Genomic DNA, 23866 nt, shown 5'->3' on the forward strand with positions numbered 1-23866 from the left:
GCGGAAAATTATACAAATGAAGGCAATTTCTATAGTAATTGGAGCAACACTGCAAAGCAGTTTTAATAGTACGATAGCAGGTAGCACGAAGCAACTTTCTCGTATTGGTAGTACGATAAAACAACTTGAATCATCAAGTAAATCAGTATTCAAGTTTAAACAATTAAGCCACGATGCTCTGCTTGCTAGGCGTTCTTGGAATGAACTAGAAATAAAAACAAAATCTCTTGCTCAGCAGATAAAAAATACAGGAGCACCAAGTAAGAGCCTGCAAAACGAGTTTACAAGGTCTAAAACTGCAGCGCTGAAAGCTAAAACAGCTTATTTACAAAAAAGAAGTGCTCTCCACCATTTACGCACGGAGTTCAGTAAAAGTGGTAGAGATATAAAATCTCTTATTGGAGATCAAGTTAAACTTGGCTCTTCTATTGAAAAGCTTAAAAATAACTATACAGCTTTAAATTCCGTAATGCAAAAACGTAAAGGAGTTTTAGCACAAAGAGCAAATTTCAAAGCTCAAATGATGGATGCTGTGGCACTTGGCCTCACCCTTGCAGCACCACTTAAGGCTGCAATTAGTTTTGAGAGTGCCATGGCTGATGTAAAGAAAGTTGTAAAGTTTGAAGATACAGATGTAAATGGCTTAACAAAACTTGGGGAAACATTAAAGGAAATGTCGCGTACAATTCCGCTATCTGCGGCAGAACTTGCGCAAATTACTGCAAGTGGTGGTCAACTTGGTATTAAAGCTAAAGATCTTACGACTTTTACAGACACTGTGGCCAAAATGGCAACTGCATTTGATATGTCAGCAGAAGAAGCAGGAGACGCTATTGCTAAACTTTCTAATATTTATCAAATTGAAATTGGTGAAATGAAAGGCATTGGTGATGCAATAAACCATATCTCTGATAACACTGCAGCAAAAGCTAAAGACATTGTTCCTGCATTAAACAGAATCGGTGGTACAGCAAGGCAATTTGGCTTAACTGCAGTAGAAGCGGGAGCTTTAGCAAGTAGCTTCATTAGTCTTGGTAAGACCCCCGAAAAAGCAGGTACAGCAATTAATGCGATGCTCAGTAAGTTGCAAACAGCAAGTAAGCAAGGTGGCAATTTTCAAAAAGCTTTTCAGCAGCTAAAAATAAATGCTAAGGAATTTGAAAAAGCAATTGGCAAGAATGCACAAGGCACATTAGTTAAGTTTTTAGAAACAATTGCAAAACTAGGTAAGCAAGAACGTTCTAGCGTTCTTTTTGATCTCTTTGGTCTTGAATATCAAGACGATATAGCACTACTCATTGGTAGTCTTGACGAGTACAAAAAATCTTTACGATTAATAAACGGGGAATATAAGGGCTCAATGCAAAGAGAGTTTGAAAATAGAGCAAATACTACAGCAAATAATCTTCAGCTACTTAAGAATTCAATAGCAGAAGTAGGAATGAATCTTGGTTCTGTATTATTACCACCTTTAAATTTTACTGTTAATCTTCTGAGGTCAGCAACTACACAAGTAGCACTTTATGCCAAGGAATATCCAGTATTGACTACAGTAATCATGAGTACTACTACAGCGTTGATTAGCATTAAAATAGCAGCTATATCTCTTGGCTATGCTTGGACTTTTGTAAAAGGTTCCTTATTCGCTTTTTTGTCTACTTGGAAAATGTTTGGATCTGTTATTACTTTAGTAAAAATAGGTCTTTCTGCAGTTTTTCCAGCAATTATTGTTGGATTTAAAGCATTGACAATTGCTTTAATGAGTAATCCTATGGGACTCGTTATTGGCGGTCTTGCTGTTGCTGCAACTTTGATAATTACCAAATGGCAAGTGGTAAAGAACTTTTTTGTTACTATCTGGGAATCAGTGAAAATTGTATGGAAATCTTTTTCTGATTGGGTAGGAAAATTTTGGAATAATATTACTCAGCCCTTTAGAACAATCAGTAATCTGTGGAATAAAAGAAATGAGTCTAAACTAGAAGTTAAGTCTGTAAATAACGTTATAAGTGATTCTCTTAAGTACCCCATTGCGGCACACAGTAAAGCTGTAGAGAATAAAACTCAAAATAATCACTTCAGTATTAATATTCATTCAACCCCTGGGCAAGATACACGTAGCATTGCTGATGAAGTAATGGAGCGAATTAGAGAGCAATTTAGTGGCGCACTTTATGATATAAATTAAATTATGCTGTCTCTTGGTCCATATAGATTTTCATTAACTGAGCGAGGTTTCACACGCAGGAATGAATATCGCTGGCCTGCACTTGAGCGTATTGGAGAAAAGCCATTACTTCAAAGTATTGGTCCTGGAGAGGACGTTATTGAGCTTGCGGGAGTAATCTATTCAGGAGGACTGGGGCAAATAAATAATATGCGAAATTTATCGAAACCTCTTTTACTCATTGATGGCCAAGGTAACATTTTAGGCCATTTTGTTATTGTGAAAATAGAAGAAACGCAGAGATATTTTTTTCCAAATGGTGAAGCAAGAAAGATTGAGTTTCACTTAAGTTTGAAGCACTATGATAACGTGTTGTCAGACGGATCACTAAATAATCCAGTTGATGATATACAACTTGATAATGATATATTACAAAACTAAGGAAAATGATATGTTAGATTTAATCTGCTGGAACTACTATGGATTCAGCTCAGGAGCAGTTGAGATTGTGTTAAGAGCTAATCCTGGGCTTTCAGAGTACGAACTTCTTCCTGCAGGATTAATCATTAAACTTCCTGTTATTCAAAAAGAGACACAAAAGCAAGTAGTAAAACTATGGGATTAAAATGACACCAGACTTTAGTATTTCAGTAGAGGGAATTTTAATCACTGAGTTGATAAAAAGTCGGTTAGTATCAATGCATATTACTGATGAAGCTGGAGTAATAAGTGATACTGCTGTAATTCATCTTGATGACCGTGATTCATTATTTGAAATTCCTAGAACTGGGGCAAAGCTAAATATTTTACTTGGGTATAAAGAAACTGGCATTGTGCCGATGGGAGATTACATAGTGAATGAAATTACGCTACAAGGCCCGCCACAAGGACTAAAAATCAAGAGTCATGCAGCGGATCTAAAAGAGTCATTAAAGGAACAAGTGTTTAATGAGTGGCATCAAATCACCTTAAATGATTTGGTAAAAAAGATTGCAGACAAACATGGCTATCAAGCTAAGGTTGCTGCAGAGTTTGTAAATATCATGATATCACATATTGATCAAACTGCAGAGAGCGATATGCATTTTTTAACCAGGCTTGCTCAAATTTATGGAGCAATAGCAAAACCTGCAGGAGGATATTTACTGTTTGTTTCAAAAGGAAAAGCAAAATCAGTTACCGGAAAAACTTTAAGCACTATTACTTTAACACCTAGAGATATTACAAATTGGAAAGTAAAATTTAATGAGCGTAATCAATATGGCTCGGTTATTGCTTACTGGTATGATTATGAAAAAGCAGAGACAATAACGGAAAAAGTAGGTGATCAAGAACCAAGCTATATTTTGCGAGATATTTATGCAAGTAGTGATTTGGCACAAAGTGCAGCATCTGCGAAGTTGAATCAGCTGATGAGTAATGCAGCAACACTCAATGTCACAATGCCAGGAAATCCTGAATTATTTGCTGAAGCAAAGATTAATCTTTCTGGATTTCGCAAAGGAGTTTATGGTAAATGGATAATAAATAGGGCTGAGCATGTAATTGATAACCTTGGCTATCGTACTATTGTTACGGGAATAATTGATAGTTGGAAAGTAAATTGATAATTTCCTCATAGATATCTTCTTTATTATTGTTTAATTCCTCTACAGCAAGATCTAAAGGAGTTTTTTTATCTTTGTTTTTAGCAGAAGGATTTGCTCCATTTTTCAGTAGAAATTTAGCAATTTCCAGATGTCCTTTTCGTACAGCATAGTGCAGAGCTGTCCAGCTAAAAGCATCAGTAGTATTTACATCAATGCCTTCTTCAATTAGAAATTTTACGACTTCTAAACAGCCTCCGCTTGTAGCATAGTGTAATGATGTTGCACCAAAATGATGAGTAGCATTGATATCTACTACATTTTTTATTAAGGATCTTACAGTATCTAAATTACATTTTTCAGCTGCAGTAGATAATGTTTCCAGATCATTGCCACTTGCCTTACTTTTTATTGGCACATCTTTTGATAATTGGTCTGTACTAAAGTGCTGATACAGAACAATAACGCATATTATCGGTATTATTGAACTTGTTAACAATTTCCAAAAAAGGCTAGATTTCATGTTGATTATATTATTTACATCGCTTGTTTAGTGCAACTAATTAACTTTATTTTAGAAAAGATTTTTTGGACGTATTTTTGATGAATCTTGTATATGTATATATACAACTTTTCCTTTAAAAAAGATGACAAACACAGGAAAGATCCCTGTAGCAGTAATTGCTACTATGGTGATACAAACAATAGCATTGATCTGGTGGCTAGCTAAGCTCGACTTAAGAGTGCATATGCATGATAAATTTATAGAGCAAAATCAAAGGACTACAGAAATCATCTATCGCCTTGAAGAAAGGGTCAAAAACCTTGCTGAGGAAGTTAATGAACTTGAGCAGAGACAAAAATAAAAAAGTGGCAAAGTATATTTTATCTGTTGATGGAGGTGGAATCAGAGGAATAATTCCTGCCATTATTCTAGCAGAAATTGAATCTAGGACAAAAAAGCCAATTTCCCAGATTTTTGATTTAATGGCAGGCACCTCAACCGGTGGGATTATTGTTGCTGGACTTTGTAAAAGCAATAAACCTCAATACTCTGCCAATGATTTAGTTGGACTTTACCAAGAGTATGGAGCTTATATCTTTCAATCATCATTTTGGAGAAAATCAATTGCTTCTTGGCTGAGTGGTTCTCAGTACTCGTATAGAAATATGGAATTTATTCTCAACAAATACTTTGGTGAAAGTACTATGGCCGATGTTGCAAGTAATCTACTGCTCACCAGTTATGACATTCACAATAGTTGTGAATTTTTCTTCAAAAGTTGGAAAGAAAAAAACATTAAGTTGAAAGATGCACTCAGAGCTACAACAGCTGCTCCAACGTACTTCACACCAAAACGTCTGAAAATTAGCCAAACAGAGAGAGTGTTGATAGATGGCGGAGTGTTTGCTAATAATCCAGCAGCTTGTGCATATGCAAGTGGCAAGAGATTATTTCCAAATGATGAGATTATACTGCTATCAATAGGCACTGGTGGAACAAATAGAAGTATAAAGTATGCTAACTCAAGGAGATTTGGCAAAATAGGGTGGATCAAGCCACTACTGAATGTGATGTTTGCTTCTGGATTGGATTGCGTTGATTATCAACTAGAACAAGTAATAGATGATAAATACATAAGAATACAATCGCAATTGAAAGTAGCATCGACTGAGATGGACAATATTACACTCAAAAATATCAAATTTCTTCAGCAAGAGGCAAGTAAAATGATAGAGGATAACCAGAAAGTGATAGACAAATTCTGCAAGCAAAATCCAAAACTATAACTGAGCTAGAAAAACGAAATAAGCGAGTTTCTAGTATCTACTTTAATAAATTTACTAAAATATTTTTTTAATATTATATATTGAATACAGAAGCACAAGAATTTCATTCAGCAATGCAGATAATTAATTATGTAATTACCTTTGTTGATATTTTAATATATTGTATAGAAATCAGTAAACTAATGTTGCTTTTAATTCAGGTTAAGTTTTGGAAGCGTGATTTTCAAGTTCCTCAATAGATAAATCTGTTATTTTAGAAATAGCATCAACAGAAACGTCCAACATACGTAGATTATTTGCAACCTTTATTGACTCTGCTTTGTAAATCGGGAATGTTGCTACCAAATGTTGACATTAAACTTTATGATATGAGGTATCTTTGATGTTTTTACGCTACTAAATTCATGATATCCATCTCTTGGCGATTTAAGCCTATTTTTAGAGTATTGATAAAAAGACGATAAGACCCCTTCTACATCTAAAGCCTAAAATGCAATTCTCAGATGATCTCTGACAGACGTTTTTTTCATCAACACATTCAAAACAATAAAAAGATTGAATATTTCTTCACAATTGTGTATAATTATTAATGCTTTGGTGCACGTAACGATTATACTTTAAAAAGAATGTTGGCTACTGAGAAGAATGAAGACATCATCATCAGCGAAAAAAAAGGGGCAAAAACAGAGAAAATTGACGTAGCTACTTAAGGCAGGTGTCTCTATTGCAGCTGAGACAACTGATCTACTCATGATCAAATGAAGAAGTTATAAGCGTAAGACTAAGATGTTTCTGAATTTTATAATTTTCATTTAAAAACTCTACAAAAAATTGCAGCTGATCCAGATTATTAGATATTCTATTAGTAAACATAAAGGCCTCGCATGAAGAATTTATGTAAAATATAGTATCTACAAGTTTTTAAGCAAGATAAATCTTCTTCTTAAAAAAGATACTGTAATCCAATCTTTACACCACTACATTTAGCAGCAGGAAATGGTCAGTTGGATTTAGTCAACACTTTATTAGGAGAAGGTTTAGATATTAATTCAGAGATTAAGTACGATGGCTTTACGCCACTGTATTTTTCAATTGCAAAAAATCGCTTAGAGATGGTTAACTTTCTTATTGCTCATGGAGCAGATGTAAACCATAAGACCATTCTAGGCTTTACACCTTTAAGTTTTGCATCCCAGCAAGGATATTTAGATATAGTCAACACCTTGATTGCAAATGGAGCAGATCTTAGTACTAAAACAGATAAACTTAATACACCTTTACACCTAGCAGCAGAGAATGGTCATCTAGATATAGTAAATGTTTTTATTGAAAAGGGATTAGATGTTAATGCTGTAAATAATGATCGAGCAAGACCTTTGCATTCTGCAGTACAAAATGGTAACCTCGAAGTAGTTAAAGCTCTTATTTCACAAGGGTCTAATATTAACGCTGGATCTTCAGGCATAGGTAATCATAAAGTTGATGCAAACATTACACCCTTACATCTGGGAACACAAACTGGTAGGTTAGATATAGTTAAAGTTCTGCTTGAAGCGGGAGCAAACGTTAATGCAAAAACAGATGATAAGATTACACCTCTACATTTAGCGTCTCAAAATGGCTTTTTAGAGTTAGTAGACATTTTACTAAAAGCAAAATCTAATGTTAATGCTAAGGATTATGAGAATCTTACACCTCTACATTTAGCAGCAGAACGTAATCACTTTGGAGTAGTTAAGTCTCTTCTTCTCGTAAGGGGAATTGATGTTAATGCTAAGGACCACGATAATTCCACAGCTTTACATATAGGATCTCAGAATGGTCACTTAGAAGTAGTGAAGCTACTAATAGAGAAAAAAGCCAATGTTAATGCTAAAAAAAACGAAGGTTTTACACCTTTGCATCTAGCAATTCAGCAAAGTCATTTCGAGGTGAGTGATTTTTTAATTAAAAATGGAGCAAACATTAACACCGTGGATGATCAGAATTGGACTCCTTTACATAATGCAGCATATAATGGTTTTTCTTTAAAAATAGTAGAGAGCTTAATTGCAAAAGGAGCAAATATAAATGCAAAGATGGATGATGGTAGAAGAGCTCTACATTTGGCAGCAGAACATAATCACTTGGAAATAATGAATTTCTTGATTGAAAATGGAGCAGATATTAATGCTCTAGATAACAGAAGTTGGACTCCTCTACATTGTGCAGCATATGATGGTAATTTAGAAGTTGCTAAATCTTTGCTTGATAAAGGAGCAGACATTAATGCTAAAACAGTTAAAAGTACTACACCTCTACACTTTGCAGTAGACCATGATCATTTAGAGGTGGTTGAATTGCTCTTAGAAAAGGAAGCAGATATTAATGCTTTAGATCACACAAATTGGACTCCTTTACATTTTGCAGCAGAAAAAGGTTATGATCAGATAGCAACCGTTCTATTGAAACATGGTGCTGATGTAAATGTAAAAGAAAATCAAAATAAAGGCACAGCCCTACATCTTGCAGCTCAATATGGTCATCCTAAGGTAGTTAAAACTCTTATTATAAATGGAGCGGATGTTAATGCAAAAATGGATAAAAATGCTACGCCTTTACACTTAGGGGCACAAATTGGTAATTTAGATATAGTTAGGTCTCTACTTATGAGCGGAGCATACTTTAATGCTAGAGCTGAAGGAGGTAGATATGTTTTACCATTACACTTTGCGGAAAGAAGAGGAAACCCAGAAGTAATAAAATTACTAAAATTGGTTGAGAAGTTATTTAAGGCTATAGAAGATAATAATTATTTAGGAATTGAGAGTTCCATTAGAGATGGAGCAATCATTGATTCGAAGAACGTGGATGGAAGAACGCCATTACATTATGCTGTTAATAATGGGCACATAAAAGTTGTAAATATCTTGCTAGCAAATGGAGCTGATGCTACTCAAGTTACTAACAAGGGTAATACACCATTACACACTGCTGCTTCCAAAGGTCATAAAGAAATTATTGAAGCTTTGTTACAACGTGTAAGCCACAATAAATTGAGTGATTTTATTAATGCTAAAACTACTTCTAGTGGTACTACATCACTTCATGTTGCAGCTAAAGGTGGCTCCTTGGAAGTTGTAAAATCTTTATTAAAACATGGTGCAATTTATAACATCAAGAATAAAGAAGGTAAAGCACCACTTGATCTTTCTCGAGACCAAAATATTACTAACCTATTGAAATTAGTAGAAGAGCTGTTTGAGAATGCAAAAAATGGTAATGTTGAAATTATCAGTAAGCTGAAAGCAATAAAACCTGATGAGCGCGTAGCTGTAACAAATGCTCGTAATGATCAAGACAAGTCATTAATCCAGGTTGCAGTAATCAATAAACACTCAAACCTTGCAAGTAGATTATTAGAAATATTAAAAAGTCCAGATCAGAGTTTACAAGATGTCAGCGTAGAAAATCGAGTAAAGAGTTTAAAGTTATAGCTCTCTTAAATGAAACTCTAATGAGGGTGCCAAGATCTAGAAAATATACAAAAATTTTGTTACAAAATAGTGAAATTTAGGAGGATTTTAAAAATATGCTAAATAATAATATTAACAAAGAATTAGAAAAAGCAGTCTATGAACGAAACTTAGAAAAAGTTAAAGCTCTTTTGTCTGCAGGTGCTAATGCTAACCTTAGAGTAGAAAGGAATAGAGATACGTTACTTCATACTACTAGTAGTGTAGAAATTACTAAAGAGCTTTTGTTAGGTGGTGCCGAAGTCAATTCAAGAAACATGTATAGTGAAACTCCACTACATTCTGCTATAACACTGGGGAAGGAATTAGAATTAGTTAGAGAACTTCTGAAACATGGTGCTGATGTAAATGCAACAAACCGTAAAGGCAATACTGCACTGAACCATGCTGTAAAAAAAAGTGGTAAAAATCTGGAAGTAGTTAAAGAACTATTAGAATATGGAGCTGATATTAATATAAGAAATCGTGAACGACGGCTTTATGATAATTGTTCCACATCTTTAGATAACGCTGTAAGTGATCTAGCATGCGCTAAATTGTTGATTAAATTTACTTTAGTAAGGAACTTCAATAAGGATTACGGAAAAATTATTGACTTATCTCCTTATAAAGGATGCAGTAATTACAGTAAATTATCAAGTTATCTAGATGACTGTGTTTGTGAAATTCTTCAAATGAAAACAGATGAAATAAAAGATAGCCTTCCACTATATGAATTTGTTACAAATAACTTCAACATACATGTACTATATAATAATCAATTATCTGTAAGACTAGCAAAAATTGATTATTCCATACGCTATCCTATATATAATGATATCATATTAGATAAGGTAAAACCTTTTTTAGAAAGAGCAGATTTGTTAAATAAGTTAAGTAAGATACAATTTTATACTAAATTAGATGTGGCAGATCAAGATGCCAAAGAAAAGAAAATTATTCTGGATCATGATTCTACATATAATATAACTGAATATCTATCTAATGATAACTTGTTAAACTTTATAGTAGCGTTTGATGATTCCAATAAACGTACTTTTCAATCTTTAAGTTCCTTAAATAATCTCGTAGAGCCTGGTACAAGACTTTATGAAACTTCTATAAGTAATGATACCAAACGTGCAAGATTAGAATAAATACATTTTTTGTCAGTACTAGAGTTTTTTATGAACAACAATTAGTCGTATGGTTCCAGAGAGGTGATACATAAGAGATTGCTATAATGCCAAAACACTAAACTTAGTGCTTTTTTATGTAAGTTGATCATCATTTCTCTTTGTTGTTTTCAAACGGGTTATTATTAGTAGGTGTTACTAATAATTTAAACAACCAACACATTTCCCACACCCAAAATCAAATGTTGTGAAGGCTTTTCGTCCTGAAATTGCAGGATTAGTAGATATTCTCTCAAAAATATTTTATTAACAAAAGATGCTATTTTAATTTTTGCCATATTAAGTAAACTTTGCTATTCTAATACTGGTGTAAATATATCTCAGAGAGGGTTTATGCATGTACCTAAACAACAAACCAGTTTTTATCAAGAAGATAAACAGTTTTTATCACGTTCTTACACATCAAAAGAGGAGTTTATTAGAGAATATAAAAAGCTCTACCGCAGAAAAGCAAAAGCTGAAGAACTTTATCTCCTGGTTTTAACTGAACTCGAAGAGGCAATATCAGATGGTAATGTCGACAGCTTAAAAAAATTAAGCAATTTTATTGATTACATAAGTGATGCAGAAGATCAAGTAACTTTGAGAGACTATTATGATAATGCTAACAATCCTGTTAAGAGTACTAACTTAGTTATCTTAGCTTGTAAACACAATAAGGTAAAGATTTTAGAATACCTACTTGGCAATAATAGTAAAATTCTCAGTAATTTATCTGTTGGCATCAGAGAAACTACTATATTACCAGATGATGAGGATGAAACATGCCATAATGCGTTTTATTATGCTATACGTTCAGGTAATGTTGAACTTCTTGATACACTCATTAATAAATGGCCAGGTAATTATTTTGCTGTTCATTTCAGGGAATTAGATGAAATTCTTTCACGAGCTTATGAGGAATTAAAACTAAAGAACGTATTCTTGTCAGAAGAGATAGAAATTTTTGTTGAAAATAAGTTGATAAACCTCCGTTTTTTCTCTAGTGCTTCTGGACAAGATCAGAATGTGAAGAGTTATCTTAATAACATAAGAGAGCGGATTGAGTTAGTACTTCAAAATATTAGCCTGTTAAAGGCAGAGTATTCAAACACAGAAAAAGTAGATGAAAAGTTTTTATTCATAGCAAAATTTATTGCACAAAATATTCATATATTAAAGCGGCAGTTGAAATCAACCTACGATAGACTACCTTGGGAAGAAATGGAATTTTGTTTGATCAGTTTTGTTTCTTCTCACATAAAACGACAGGAAATGAATCTATTCTATAATGCCACATTGAATAAAAGTAAAATACTAGACCACTTGGAAAATTTTGCAAAGAAACTTAAAGAAGAAAAAGATATTATAGAAGGTGTGGACATTGGTAAATTTGCTGATCTCCCGAAGTTAAAACGTGAGAGGGTTGTTGCAGAGATCGTTAGCAATTATCCTCAATTTGGAGAGTTGTATAGCGATTATCAACAAATTAGGGATATTCATTCTTTAGAGAAAATAAGTGATTATATAAAGTTGGCATTATCAGCTAATCCTAAAGAAAGGGAAGGACAGTTAATTATTACAAGGGTTTTACAGGTTATTGGTGAATATTTAAAAAACACTCTAGAATCTCCCAAGTTATCTAGCACTACAAGCGAGCTTCTTCTACTATCATTACCAAAGAACACAAGAGAAGTCATTATAGATTTACGTAACTCACTATCACATGCTTACTCGCTCTCTAAAAGAACAGAGATTGAGGAAAATACAGATGTTAACTTTTTTATTGGTGTTCAAAATGATACTAAAAGAATCGATAATGTAATTACTGATATTCTTTACAATAACAAGATTAAAATAGTCATAATATTGCTAAAGAAAATTACCAGTAGTGAAAACTTAGACGAGATAAAAGAAGTTGCTGGAATATTTAGTAACGTTGAATTAGATGAAATGATTACAGAGAGTTTTAAAGTGATGGAACATGATAAGCTTGAAAAACTCATAAAAGAATTAAGCAATAATATAACTGAAAAGACGAATTATGAAAAGGAGCTGTTTAATAAAATTGATAACATAATCAATTTTGCAAAAACTAAATCAAAAAATATCAGAACTGATTATGTTACGGCGTTTATATCATTAAAGAGCTTAGATGTTGGTTTGAATGACAATAAGATTGACCATAATGTTATTAGAGGAATAAAATTCTTTGCTAATAAAACACTAGAGAATATTCCTTCCCAAATAGAGTCTCACAATCTTAAAGAAATAGCCGAACTATCAATGAAAATTTCTCATAGTGTTAGGTCAAGAATACAGGATGACAACCTTGATAAAGTAAATAGATTAACTTGTGAGATTTTTTACATTGCTGAACTTGGAACAGGTGACCTTAAATGGATTGAGGAATTAAGAAACAAGTTGAATGAGAAAGGTTCGTTTATTCCTATACATAAACAAAGGAAGGCTTACAACATAACAGAAGAAAAATACAATAACCAGCTTGAACTGAAGTTATCTGAACTGAAAAGTATTTTGAGGAATAACGCATTAAGTGGCAAGTTAACTGAAAAGCTTCCTTCCTACAAGAGGAATAAAAAGTTGCAAGCAGTAGTAGAAATGCTTGTTCTGGATATAATGTCAATTTTAGGTAGATCAGAGAAGCATCTAGAAAACAATCTACTTTTTTTAGATGATAACACTCCTTTATTAACTGGAAAATGTTTGCGTAATCATTTAGCACACGATAATACCTTAGTTGATGTATTGTTATCTGATCCCTCAATAGCAGTTATCTTGAACGCTAAAAAACTTATTTCAGAAAATGTAATAAAAAGTAAGAAGAAAATTGGCAAGTCGGTAAGAGATGATCCTTCCAAGCTGAAAGATAAATACGATCAAAACCTTATCACTATTACTAATCAGGAAAAAATGTTTGCTGCGTTGGAAGAAGGAAATCTTGAAGACTTAAAGAGTTATCTCAAAAAAGGAGCAGACATCAATGCTAGAAGTATTAACTCATGGACTACATTACATTTTGCTGCTAAGGGACCTAGTCTTGAAATTATAAAATTTGTTCTTAATCAAAATTTAGACGTTAATGTTAAAGATATTAATGGTCAAAGCCCACTACATATTGCTGCTGCATATGGAAGGAAAAATATTGTGGAATTTTTTATAGGAAAAACAGGTGTATATGTTGATGATCTAGATAATAGTGGCAAAACATCACTACATATTGCAGCTAAAAATGGTCACAAAGATGCTGTTGAAATTCTACTAAAAAATAATGCTAATACTAATACCAAAGATATAGCTGGTTTTTCACCTTTACACTATGCAATAAAAAACAATCATATTGATGTTGCTAAGATTATGCTGGAAAAAGAAGCGAATGTTGACATCAACGAAACTATGGGTGGCTTTACTTCACTACATATAGCTGCAGAAAGTGGTTATCTAGGGCTAGTTAATTTTTTACTGAAAAATGAGGCAAATGTTAATGCAAGAAACGATAAGGAGGGAATACCATTACATACAGCAGCACTAAATGGCCACCTAGAAGTAGTGAATGCTTTAATTCTCAAAGGAGCCGATGTTAACTCCAGAGTTATAGATGGTTGTACACCATTACACTATGCAATAGAAAACGGTCATGAAAAGATAGCTAATATTTTATTGAAGCATGGAGCTAATGTTAATGTTGTTGACAAAACCTATAATAACACACCTTTGCACTACGCAGCAAAAGATGGACATGAGAAAATTGTTAAGGCTTTACTGACAAATAAGGCAAATGCTAGTATTGCCACTGTGGAAGGTATAACCCCACTACATTTTGCAGTGCAGAGTGGCCACTTGAAGATAGTTGTTGCTCTTCTCGAGCATGGGGTTAACATTCGCGCTAAAGATAAAAATAATGCTACGCCATTACACTATGCAGCAGAGAGTGGTCATAAGGCAGTTGCTGAGCTTTTAATAAAAAATGGAGTAGAAATCAATGATAAAGCCAATAATAATCTAACACCATTACATGTAGCTGCTCTGAAAGGTCACAAAGATATTATTGAACTCCTAATAAGAAATAAAGCTGAAGTTAGAGCTCAAGATATTAAGGGTAGTACACCATTACATGCAGCTGCGATGAATGGTAGCAAAGATATTATTGATCTTCTAATAAAAAATAAAGCTGAAGTTGATGCTAGAACTAATGATGGCATGACGCCATTGCATGTAGCTGCTCTAAGTGGACATAAAGACGCTATTGCTTTTCTAATCAAAAGTAAAGCTGAAGTCAATACTAGTGCTAATTATGGCCTTACACCTTTACATGCAGCTATTGTGGGAGGTCACAAAGATATTGTGAATCTTTTAATAAAAAATAAAGCTAAAGTTAACACAGAAGGTATTGCAGGTAGTACACCATTACATGTAGCTGTGGAAGGAGGTCATAAGGAAATCGTTGGAATTTTGGTAGCAAATAGAGCCAGTGTTAATGTTAAGAGTAACAACCTAACACCATTGCTTTCTGCTATTAAGCATAATCATAAGGAGATCGTTGAAGTTCTTGTAGAAAATGGAGCTAGTGTTAATGCAGAAGGTGGTGAACCTTTATCATTAGCAGTACTCGCTGGTTATAGGGATATTGTAGAGATTTTGCTAAAAGACAAGGCCCATATTGATATAAAAGGTCCTGAAGATGCTACACTATTACATTTGGCTGCTAAAAGAGGACATAAGGGGATAGTAAATGCTCTGATAGAAAGGGGAGCCAATGTTGATGCTATGACTATTAATAGTATAACACCATTATATCTTGCGGCACAAGAAGGCCATGAAGAAATTGCTGAAGTTTTGATAGCAAACAAGGCTAATGTTAACTTTGTAAATGTTGAAGGTACTCCACTACATATAGCTGCAGGACACGGCCATGTTAATGTTGTTGAAGTCCTATTAAGTAATGGAGCAAAAGTTAATGTTAAGGATAATAAGAGCAGAACACCTTTAGAATTAGCAGTTGCACATGGTCATTTGCAAGTGGTTAAAATGTTACTGCAGTATAAAAAAGTAGATATGAATGCTAAAGGCAATGATGATTGGACTATACTGCACATTGCTTCACAGGAAAGTAACTTGGAAATGGTAAAATGTCTAGTAGATGAAGGGTCTAATATTAATGCTAAAAATGCCTCTGGATCAAAGCCTATACACATTGCAGCTAGAGAAGGTTATAAAGATACCGTAGAGTTTTTCCTTAGCAAGGGGTTGAGTATTAATGAGCTTGGTACAGCTAACCAGACATTACTACACTATGCTGCAATGAAAGGTCGGTTAGAAGTTGTAAAGTATTTGATAGCACAAGGTGCTGACGTTAATGCTAAAGATACTAATGGCTTAACCCCTATGCATATTGCTGCTAATTTTGGTTATAAAGACGTTATTGAAGTTTTATTAAAAAATGGTGCAGTTTATAACGCTGTTGACAAGCTTTGTAGAAGACCATTAGAAATGACTAACGATAAAGACGTTATCAATCTATTAGCATCAACTGAGAAATTATTTGAGGCTGTAAAACGTAATAGCTCTTCAGAGGTTGAGAATTACATTAAAGCAGGAGCGTTTGTTAATGCCAAAAATGCTGATAGTGTAACACCATTATATTATGCTGCATGGAAGGGCTATGATGGAGTTGTCAATATTCTATTACAAAATAAAGCTAATCCTAATGTGGTTGGTAACAAGGGGTTTACTCCTCTGCATTATGCTGCTAAGTTCTCTCACTTAAAAGTTGTAAAGGCCCTATTATCTAATGGTGCAGTATACAATGCTGTCTCTGACAGTGGGAAAACACCATCAGATTTTACTGTGGATAAAAGTATAACTAGCTTATTTAAACTAGTCAGTGAATCATTTAAAAAGGTTAAAGATGGTAATGCTCAAGTTATTAATGACCTAAATAAGATAAAGGATATTGATACAGTAAAAGCAGTGATGAGTGCTCGTAATAGAGAGAACAAAACGTTAGTAGTTGCTGCAGTACATAGTAACTTTTCAAAAGTCGAGCAGTTGAAGCAGATATCGCAAAGTGACGTATCCGCTCAGATTGATACAGCTTTAGTGCTCTTGAATCAAGGCAATTACCAAAAAGCCTTAAGTATTTTCAGAAGCGCATTTGAAAGAAGAAAAGAAATACTAGGACCAGACAATCCTGGTACTTTAGATATTCAGACATATATAGCCAAAGTGCTATATAAGCAAGGAATTTACCAAGAAGCTTTAAATATGCTTAAAGAGATTTTTCAGAAACAAAAAGAAATGCTGGGTTTAAACGATAAGGATACTTTAAGTACAAGAAGTACAATCGCTTTAGTGCTGCATAGACAGGGGAAAGATGAAGAAGCTTTTAATATTTATCAAGAAGTCTATCAGAGACAAAAGGAAATACTAGGGTCAAATCATTCAGATACCTTAAATACTCAGTTTCACATGGCATTAGTATTAGATAAACAGGGAAAATATGAAGAAGCGTTAAATATCAATAGGGCAGTTTTTGAAAAGAGGAAAGAAACACTAGGTACACATGATCTAGCCACTGTGAGTGCCAAAAATAATATAGCAATGGTACTAGCTAACCAAGGTAAATACGAAGAGTCCTTAAAAATCTATAAAGAGGTTTTTGAAAAGAAGAAAATAATTTTAGGTATTAATCATGCTGATACCTTGAGAACGTTACATAACATTGCTGGGGTACTCTTCAATCAAAATAAATATCATGAAGCCTTGAAAGCTTTTCAAGAGGTTTTAAATATCCAGAAAAAAGCTTTACAACAAAATCACCCAGAAACCTTGAATACTCAATACAACATAGCAAATGTACTTTTTGCTCAAGGGAAATGGATCAGCGCACTTAAAGTCTACAGAGAAAGTTTAGATCAAAGAAAAGCTGTTTTTGGACCAAGTCATCCGAGTGTTTTAGATATTTTAAAAAAGATAGAGATGATTAATTTTAGATTTAAGCTTGAGGGTAGCGAAGCATCAGAGGTTCTCCAGCATCTGCAGAAAGATATCAACATTGCTGCTAGTAAAGGTGATATACGAACTGTTCAGCGTCTGTTAAAAGATGGAGCTGATGCCAACGATAAAGATATTGATGGAAGAACACCGTTGCATTACGCTGTTAGCAATGGACACATAGATATTGTAAACATCTTACTAACAAATGGAGCTAACGTTAGTCAAGTTACTAATAAAGGTAATACACCATTACACACTGCTACTTCCAAATGTTACAAAGAAATTGTTGAGGTTCTGTTACAACATATCAGTCGTGATAAATTAAATGACTTTGTTAATGCTAAAACTACTTCTAGTGGTACTACATCACTTCATGTTGCAGCTAAAGGTGGCTCCTTGGAAGTTGTAAAATCTTTATTAAAACATGGTGCAATTTATAACATCAAGAATAAAGAAGGTAAAGCACCACTTGATCTTTCTCGAGACCAAAATATTACTAACCTATTGAAATTAGTAGAAGAGCTGTTTGAGAATGCAAAAAATGGTAATGTTGAAATTATCAGTAAGCTGAAAGCAATAAAACCTGATGAGCGCGTAGCTGTAACAAATGCTCGTAATGATCAAGACAAGTCATTAATCCAGGTTGCAGTAATCAATAAACACTCAAACCTTGCAAGTAGATTATTAGAAATATTAAAAAGTCCAGATCAGAGTTTACAAGATGTCAGCGTAGAAAATCGAGTAAAGAGTTTAAAGTTATAGCTCTCTTAAATGAAACTCTAATGAGGGTGCCAAGATCTAGAAAATATATAAAAATTACAGTGGACTTTACATCTTACTAATTATAAATTAACTTACTACCTAATCAATTCCTGAGTTATGTATGAGTAACATTTTGATAATATTAGCAGCAGGAAAGAGCAGTAGAATGAATTCTGAATATTCAAAAGCGTTGCACCAAGTGGGAAATCTTACTCTTTTAGAACATATAATTTCTAATGCAAAATCGCTGAGTCTAAAAAGCTTATCAATTGTTGTTAACAACTCCCTTCTAAAAGATTTAGAAAACTTTGATACTCTAAAAAGTATAATCGATCAATACAATATAAAACTAATAATTCAAGAAGATATTACAGGCACTGGCACTGCAGTTAAAATTGCTCTAGAAAATCTGGAGGAGTTATCTGATCAAGACATAGTTTTAATACAGTATGGAGACACTCCTTTTATATCTAGCGATACAGTTATGAAAATGACTGATTGTTTAAAGTATAATAATTTAGTTCTTCTTGGATTCAATAGTCAAGATGAACAATATGGAAGATTAGTAATTGATAATTACGGCAATGTTCAAAAAATCCTAAAAAATGGAGATAAAATGCTTCTTGCAAACTCTGGAATAATAGCTTCATATGCTAAAGATCTCTTTACCTTAGTAAAAGAAATAAAATTTAATAATTCGACCAATGAATATTGTCTTAATGATATAGTACCCATTGCAGCAAACAATAACTTGAGTGTAGGTTATGTAGTTTCTGATGAAAGAGAAGCAATGGGAGTAAATAATAAAGAGGATTTGATTAAAGCCGAACACTATTTTCAAAAAAAAAGGCAGCCAACTTTTCTTTCATAACTACATTTTTTTATTCATTAATTTAAGTTGACATTTATTTTATACTTGTTTTATAATACCTTTTAATTCTTACTTGTAAGATAATTGGTACGACAAATTTTCCTAGTTGTAGTGAGAGGGTATACATGGGGATATTAATAACAGGTGCTGCAGGTTTGATAGGGTCAACCTTGGTGAAAAAGTTAGAAAACCAAGGCCATGAAGTAATAAGCTGCGATATTAGGTTTCGCGATAATCCACTCAGTTTTTTTTCAGAAGATATAGTACCACTACTTGCTCAGTGTACAGGAATCATTCATCTGGCTGCAATTTCTAGAGTTATACATGGTGAACTTTATCCTACACTGTGTCAAAAAATTAATGTTGATGGTACAATGCGGTTTTTAGGGTTATGTAAGTCACTTCCAAATAAACCGTGGTTTATATATGCAAGTAGTAGGGAAGTTTATGGAGAGCAGAAGGAACTGCCAGTTACAGAATCTGCTAGTATCGATCCAATAAATAATTATGCCAAAGGTAAAGCATTTATTGAGGAACAAATAACAAGTTCAAAAGATTTTAATGTAGCAATATTACGCTTTTCAAATGTATACGGTGGTTTACTAGATCATAACAGTAGAGTAATTCCTGCACTCTGTATTAATGCATTAAGAGGTGATCCAATTAAAATAGAAGGTAAAGAATGTGTTTTTGATTTTACCTATTTGGATGATGTTATAGAGGGTATATGCTTAACTGTTAAATATTTACAAAGCGAAAAATCTTCCCTTCCTGCTATTCATCTTACTACTAATAGCCCATGTACTTTAGAAAACTTAGCAAAAACAATATTAAAAGTCACGAAAAGTGATTCTAGAATTGATTTTTATCCTCCAAGAAATTTTGATGTAACTAAGTTCCATGGTGATTTTACTAGAGCTAAAGAGCTACTTGGTTGGTCTCCAAAACATTCATTAGAAGTAGGATTAAGTAAATTTATAAAAAGTCTACAAAACAATACACAACAATATCCTAACAATATAGATATGGTAATATATGAAAATATTAAAAGTTATTCATGGTTACCCTCCTTATTATAGTGCTGGTTCAGAGGTTTATAGCCAAACTCTTGCTCATGAACTAGCAAATAACAATGAGGTACAAGTATTTACTAGGTATGAAAATAGCTTTTTACCTGATTTTTATTACACTACAGTCCTAGATCGTAGTGATTCCAGAATCTTACTGCATTTAATTAATATACCCATAGCTAAATATCGTTACAAATTTATCAATGAAGAAGTAGATATACAATTTAAAAGAGTAATAGATAACTTTCAGCCAGATCTTATACATTTTGGTCATCTTAATCATCTATCAATTACTTTACCAGAAATTGCTTTTAAAGAAAATATACCTACAATTTTTACGCTACATGACTTTTGGTTAATGTGTCCAAGAGGAAGGTTTATTCAACGTAATTCTGAAGATTTATTACAGCTTTGTGATGGACAAAAGGATCAAAAATGTGCAACCCAATGTTACAAGGGATATTTTACAGGAGATGAAGAATTCCTGAATTCAGACATAAATTATTGGGAACAATGGGTTGCAACTAGAATGAAGCACACAAGGAAAATAATAGACTATATAGATTACTTTATTTCCCCATCGAAATTCTTGATGGACAAATTTACTCAGGATTTTAATGTTCCGATAAACAAAATTTCTTATCTTGATTATGGTTTTGATCTCAATCGTCTTAAGAATAGAAATAGAGCACAAGAAAAAGAGTTTATTTTCGGTTATATTGGTACTCATACTCCCGAAAAAGGTATTGATCTATTATTGAAAGCTTTTTCTCACTTATCATCTAAAGTAAAACTTAGAATTTGGGGAGCAGCAAGAGAAGAAACTAAAGCCTTAAAAGCGATTGCCAATCAGTTTTCACCTGTTGTTAAAGAAAGAATAGAATGGATGGGAAGTTATGATAATAAGAATATAGTTACTGACGTATTTAATAAAGTCGATGCAATAGTCGTTCCTTCAATTTGGGGTGAAAATTCACCGTTAGTAATACATGAAGCACAGCAACTTAGAATACCAGTTATAACAGCCGATTATGGTGGCATGGCAGAATATGTAAGAGATGGACTATTATTTAAGCACAGAGATGCAAGTAGTTTGTCAGAAAAAATGCAAGTCCTATCTACAGATCAGGAGTTATATAATAAACTTACCCAAAAAGGCTATCCTTATACTGAAAATGGAAATATACCTTCTATAGGTGAGCATACTGAGAAACTTAACAAGATTTACCGTAATGCTATTGAAAAGAAAGGCAAATCAGTAGCTGTGAAACCTGGTCCTTGGAGAATTACTTTTGATACTAATCCAGATTACTGCAATTTTGCTTGTATAATGTGCGAATGTTTTTCACCATACAGCAAAGTTAAAGAAGAGAAGAAAGCTAAAGGAATAAAACCTAAGATACTGTCGATAGAAACTATCAGAAAAGTAATTAAGGAAGCAGCTGGCACACCTTTAAGGGAAATCATTCCTTCTACTATGGGTGAGCCTTTAATGTATAAAAGCTTTGATGAAATAATCAATTTGTGCCATGAGTTCGGCCTTAAGCTTAACCTCACAACCAATGGTTCTTTTCCCATTAAAGGAGCTAGAAAATGGGCTGAACTATTGGTACCAATTTTATCTGATGTTAAGATTTCCTGGAATGGGGCAACTAAAGAAACTCATGAAAGAATCATGAAAGGTTCAAAATGGGAAGTAGTGACAGAAAATTTAAAAACTTTCCTTGAAGTTAGAGATAAATACTTTAGCGATACAGGTGAAAGGTGTACCGTTACTTTACAATTAACATTTTTGGAAAGTAATTTACATGAACTCTATGACATAGTTAAGATGGCCATAAAAAATGGCATAGATAGAGTTAAAGGACATCATCTTTGGGCACATTTTGAGGAAATTAAGGATCTATCTATGAGAAGAGATGAGTTAGCAATTAGTAGATGGAATACAGAGGTGAGAAGGTTATATGAGCTTAGAGATAATATGCTATTACCAAATGGTAAAAAGATAAAATTAGAAAATTTTACAATTCTTTCTCAAGAAGGTATTAAGGATTTGGCTCCAGGTGGTCAATGCCCATTTTTAGGTAAAGAAGCATGGATAAACAATGAAGGAAAGTTTAGTCCTTGCTGTGCTCCAGATGAACTCCGTAAGACATTAGGAAATTTTGGTAATGTTAATGAGGTTAAACTCGAGGAAATATGGCAGAGTAGTGAGTACCTAAGCTTACAAAAGAATTATTTAAATTACAAATTATGCAAAACATGCAACATGAGAAAACCTTTGATCAATTAATCAAAGATAATCTTAGATCTATTAAAATTTCACCGTGTGAGAGCTTTCACGAATTACTAGGAAATCCTTTGTATGAAAATAGGTTTATAAAGGTTGGTAAATTTCATGAGCCCGGTCTTGCACCGGTTTATGATCAGACAGGTGCTTATCATATCAATGTAAGAGGAGAAGCAGTTTATCATAATAGATTTCTAAAAACTTTTGGATTCTACTTTAATAGAGCAGCCGTAGAAGATGATACAGGGTGTTACCATATTGATTCATTTGGATGTAGAGTATACAAACAGTCTTATCAATGGATTGGAAATTATCAGGAAGATGCTTGTGTAGTTAGAAGACATGATAAATGTTTTCATATTAATTTAAATGGCAACAGGATTTATCAGGAGGAATATGATTATGTTGGAGATTTTAAGGATGGTATCGCTGTAGTCTATAAGGATGGTAAAGCTACACATATTAATCATCATGGAAAGTTAGTACATAATAAATGGTATAAAAAACTTAATGTTTTTCATAAAGGTTATTCTATTGCAGAAGATCAACATGGTTGGTTTCATATAGATATTAATGGTGATCCTGTTTACCAGCAGAGATTTAAAATGGTAGAAGCATTCTATAATGGGATGGCAAAAGTTGAAACTTTTGAAGGTGTGTTAGGACAAATCGATATTACCGGAAATGTAAAGTTTAATATTTTTGATTTAGGTAAAGAATCTCAAGTGCATAGGATTTCTGCAGAACTTTCAGCCTTTTGGAAAACGTACCTAACAAACGTTGCTATTGAACTTGATTTGTTAAATATTTTACCTGCAACTGTGCCGTTTTTATCTAAAAAGTTAAACATTATCGTACCAAATCTAGAAAGGCTGTTAAGGGCGTTGTGGGAAATAGGGTTTATTGATTATGATAAGGACGAGGACTTATGGAAACTATCATCAAAAGGTAAGTGTTTTAAGGAAATACCATTTTTGCCAAAAGCAGCAACAATGTGGGCAAGAGTTGCCGCTGAAAAGAATTGGTTAAATATTGCCGATATACTAAAACAGAAGTCAATCTCTTCATTTGAATCTTTTAAGGAAAGAGAATCATCAGAAGATAAGAAAATAGCGTTTTACCAAGCATTGCTAGGATATTCTAGGTTTGATACTAAAGAGTTTAATTCTAGGATTAATATAGATGGTGCTAAGAATATATTGCTATTTGGTGTACACTCTTTATTTCTTGCTTATTCTGATATACACAATAAAGGTTCCATAGGCCTATATAACGAACATAAAGTGCCAAGACAGTTAGTAGAAAATTTAAAAGTCAAACTTATAACTCAGGAAGAACTATCAGCTACAAATTATGAATTAGGTGTCTTTTGCCGCTTTCTACAGCATTATGATGATGATAAAGTATTATCTTATTTAAAATTGGTCAAAGGAATATCTCGTATTTTATTGATAGAAACTATTTTAGATTACCGCTCTCCAGATGGAGGCTCTGTAGATATTAATGTAATGGTTGAAACAGGAGGTAAACTAAGAACATTAAGCAATTGGGAAAAAATACTCAAACAAGTAAAAGGATTCAAAATTTTTGCTGTTATACCTTTAACAGATTACTTATCAGTTATTGATGTCAGGTGTTAATCA

The 23866-nt window shown here is 33.2% G+C and carries 15 protein-coding genes; 13 read left to right on the top strand and 2 right to left on the bottom strand.

Going from position 1 to position 23866, the window contains the following annotated elements; genetic code table 11:
- The first annotated feature begins 16 nt into the window (after positions 1 to 16).
- The 4 genes from AB3210_RS01360 to AB3210_RS01375 are packed head-to-tail and all read left to right on the top strand — an operon-like array spanning position 17 to position 3774.
- Positions 17 to 2188: a phage tail tape measure protein gene (locus AB3210_RS01360; protein ID WP_226079606.1), complete on the top strand. Its 2172-nt coding sequence runs from the start codon at positions 17 to 19 to the stop codon at positions 2186 to 2188.
- Positions 2189 to 2191: 3 nt separating this feature from the next.
- Positions 2192 to 2608: a phage tail protein gene (locus AB3210_RS01365; protein WP_191110947.1), complete on the top strand. Its 417-nt coding sequence runs from the start codon at positions 2192 to 2194 to the stop codon at positions 2606 to 2608.
- A 10-nt stretch (positions 2609 to 2618) separates the two neighbouring features.
- Positions 2619 to 2792 carry a tail protein X gene (locus AB3210_RS01370; RefSeq protein ID WP_255586148.1) on the top strand — a complete coding sequence of 58 codons (174 nt, stop codon included), beginning with the start codon at positions 2619 to 2621 and terminating at the stop codon, positions 2790 to 2792.
- A gap of 1 nt (position 2793) precedes the next feature.
- Positions 2794 to 3774, top strand: a complete 981-nt coding sequence (locus AB3210_RS01375) for a phage late control D family protein (protein ID WP_226079607.1) — start codon at positions 2794 to 2796, stop codon at positions 3772 to 3774.
- Here the strand turns inward: AB3210_RS01375 and AB3210_RS01380 are convergent.
- Positions 3740 to 4276 (bottom strand): ankyrin repeat domain-containing protein, encoded by a 537-nt coding sequence (locus AB3210_RS01380; RefSeq protein WP_208571646.1) that lies wholly within the window; start codon positions 4274 to 4276, stop codon positions 3740 to 3742. The two genes, AB3210_RS01375 and AB3210_RS01380, sit on opposite strands and share 35 nt — an antisense overlap.
- Before the next feature lie 124 nt (positions 4277 to 4400).
- Here AB3210_RS01380 and AB3210_RS01385 point away from each other — a divergent pair, with 124 nt between their 5' ends.
- Positions 4401 to 4619, top strand: coding sequence for a hypothetical protein (locus AB3210_RS01385; RefSeq protein ID WP_012673232.1), 219 nt, complete (start codon positions 4401 to 4403; stop codon positions 4617 to 4619).
- Between the two features lie 4 nt (positions 4620 to 4623).
- On the top strand, positions 4624 to 5544 hold the full coding sequence (locus AB3210_RS01390; protein ID WP_226079692.1) for a patatin-like phospholipase family protein: 921 nt from the start codon (positions 4624 to 4626) through the stop codon (positions 5542 to 5544).
- A gap of 201 nt (positions 5545 to 5745) precedes the next feature.
- Here AB3210_RS01390 and AB3210_RS01395 read toward each other — a convergent pair whose 3' ends face one another.
- Positions 5746 to 5889: a hypothetical protein gene (locus AB3210_RS01395; protein WP_226079608.1), complete on the bottom strand. Its 144-nt coding sequence runs from the start codon at positions 5887 to 5889 to the stop codon at positions 5746 to 5748.
- Positions 5890 to 6548: 659 nt separating this feature from the next.
- Here AB3210_RS01395 and AB3210_RS01400 point away from each other — a divergent pair.
- The 7 genes from AB3210_RS01400 (at position 6549) to AB3210_RS01430 (ending at position 23863) form a co-directional block, all read left to right on the top strand.
- Positions 6549 to 9020 carry an ankyrin repeat domain-containing protein gene (locus AB3210_RS01400; RefSeq protein WP_367363647.1) on the top strand — a complete coding sequence of 824 codons (2472 nt, stop codon included), beginning with the start codon at positions 6549 to 6551 and terminating at the stop codon, positions 9018 to 9020.
- A 95-nt stretch (positions 9021 to 9115) separates the two neighbouring features.
- Positions 9116 to 10195, top strand: a complete 1080-nt coding sequence (locus tag AB3210_RS01405; protein ID WP_174516910.1) for an ankyrin repeat domain-containing protein — start codon at positions 9116 to 9118, stop codon at positions 10193 to 10195.
- A 372-nt stretch (positions 10196 to 10567) separates the two neighbouring features.
- Complete coding sequence (locus AB3210_RS01410) at positions 10568 to 17992, top strand: ankyrin repeat domain-containing protein (RefSeq protein ID WP_265014488.1); 7425 nt, start codon at positions 10568 to 10570, stop codon at positions 17990 to 17992.
- A 121-nt stretch (positions 17993 to 18113) separates the two neighbouring features.
- On the top strand, positions 18114 to 18863 hold the full coding sequence (locus AB3210_RS01415) for an NTP transferase domain-containing protein (protein WP_226079610.1): 750 nt from the start codon (positions 18114 to 18116) through the stop codon (positions 18861 to 18863).
- Between the two features lie 125 nt (positions 18864 to 18988).
- On the top strand, positions 18989 to 19942 hold the full coding sequence (locus AB3210_RS01420; RefSeq protein WP_353280908.1) for an NAD-dependent epimerase/dehydratase family protein: 954 nt from the start codon (positions 18989 to 18991) through the stop codon (positions 19940 to 19942).
- Positions 19899 to 22226, top strand: coding sequence for a glycosyltransferase (locus tag AB3210_RS01425; RefSeq protein WP_353280909.1), 2328 nt, complete (start codon positions 19899 to 19901; stop codon positions 22224 to 22226). The genes AB3210_RS01420 and AB3210_RS01425 overlap by 44 nt, the downstream gene beginning before the upstream one ends.
- Positions 22187 to 23863, top strand: a complete 1677-nt coding sequence (locus tag AB3210_RS01430; RefSeq protein ID WP_265014489.1) for a WG repeat-containing protein — start codon at positions 22187 to 22189, stop codon at positions 23861 to 23863. The genes AB3210_RS01425 and AB3210_RS01430 overlap by 40 nt, the downstream gene beginning before the upstream one ends.
- Positions 23864 to 23866 lie beyond the last annotated feature (3 nt).

Source organism: Wolbachia endosymbiont (group B) of Scrobipalpa ocellatella (genome assembly GCF_964188425.1).
Classification (GTDB): Bacteria; Pseudomonadota; Alphaproteobacteria; order Rickettsiales; family Anaplasmataceae; genus Wolbachia.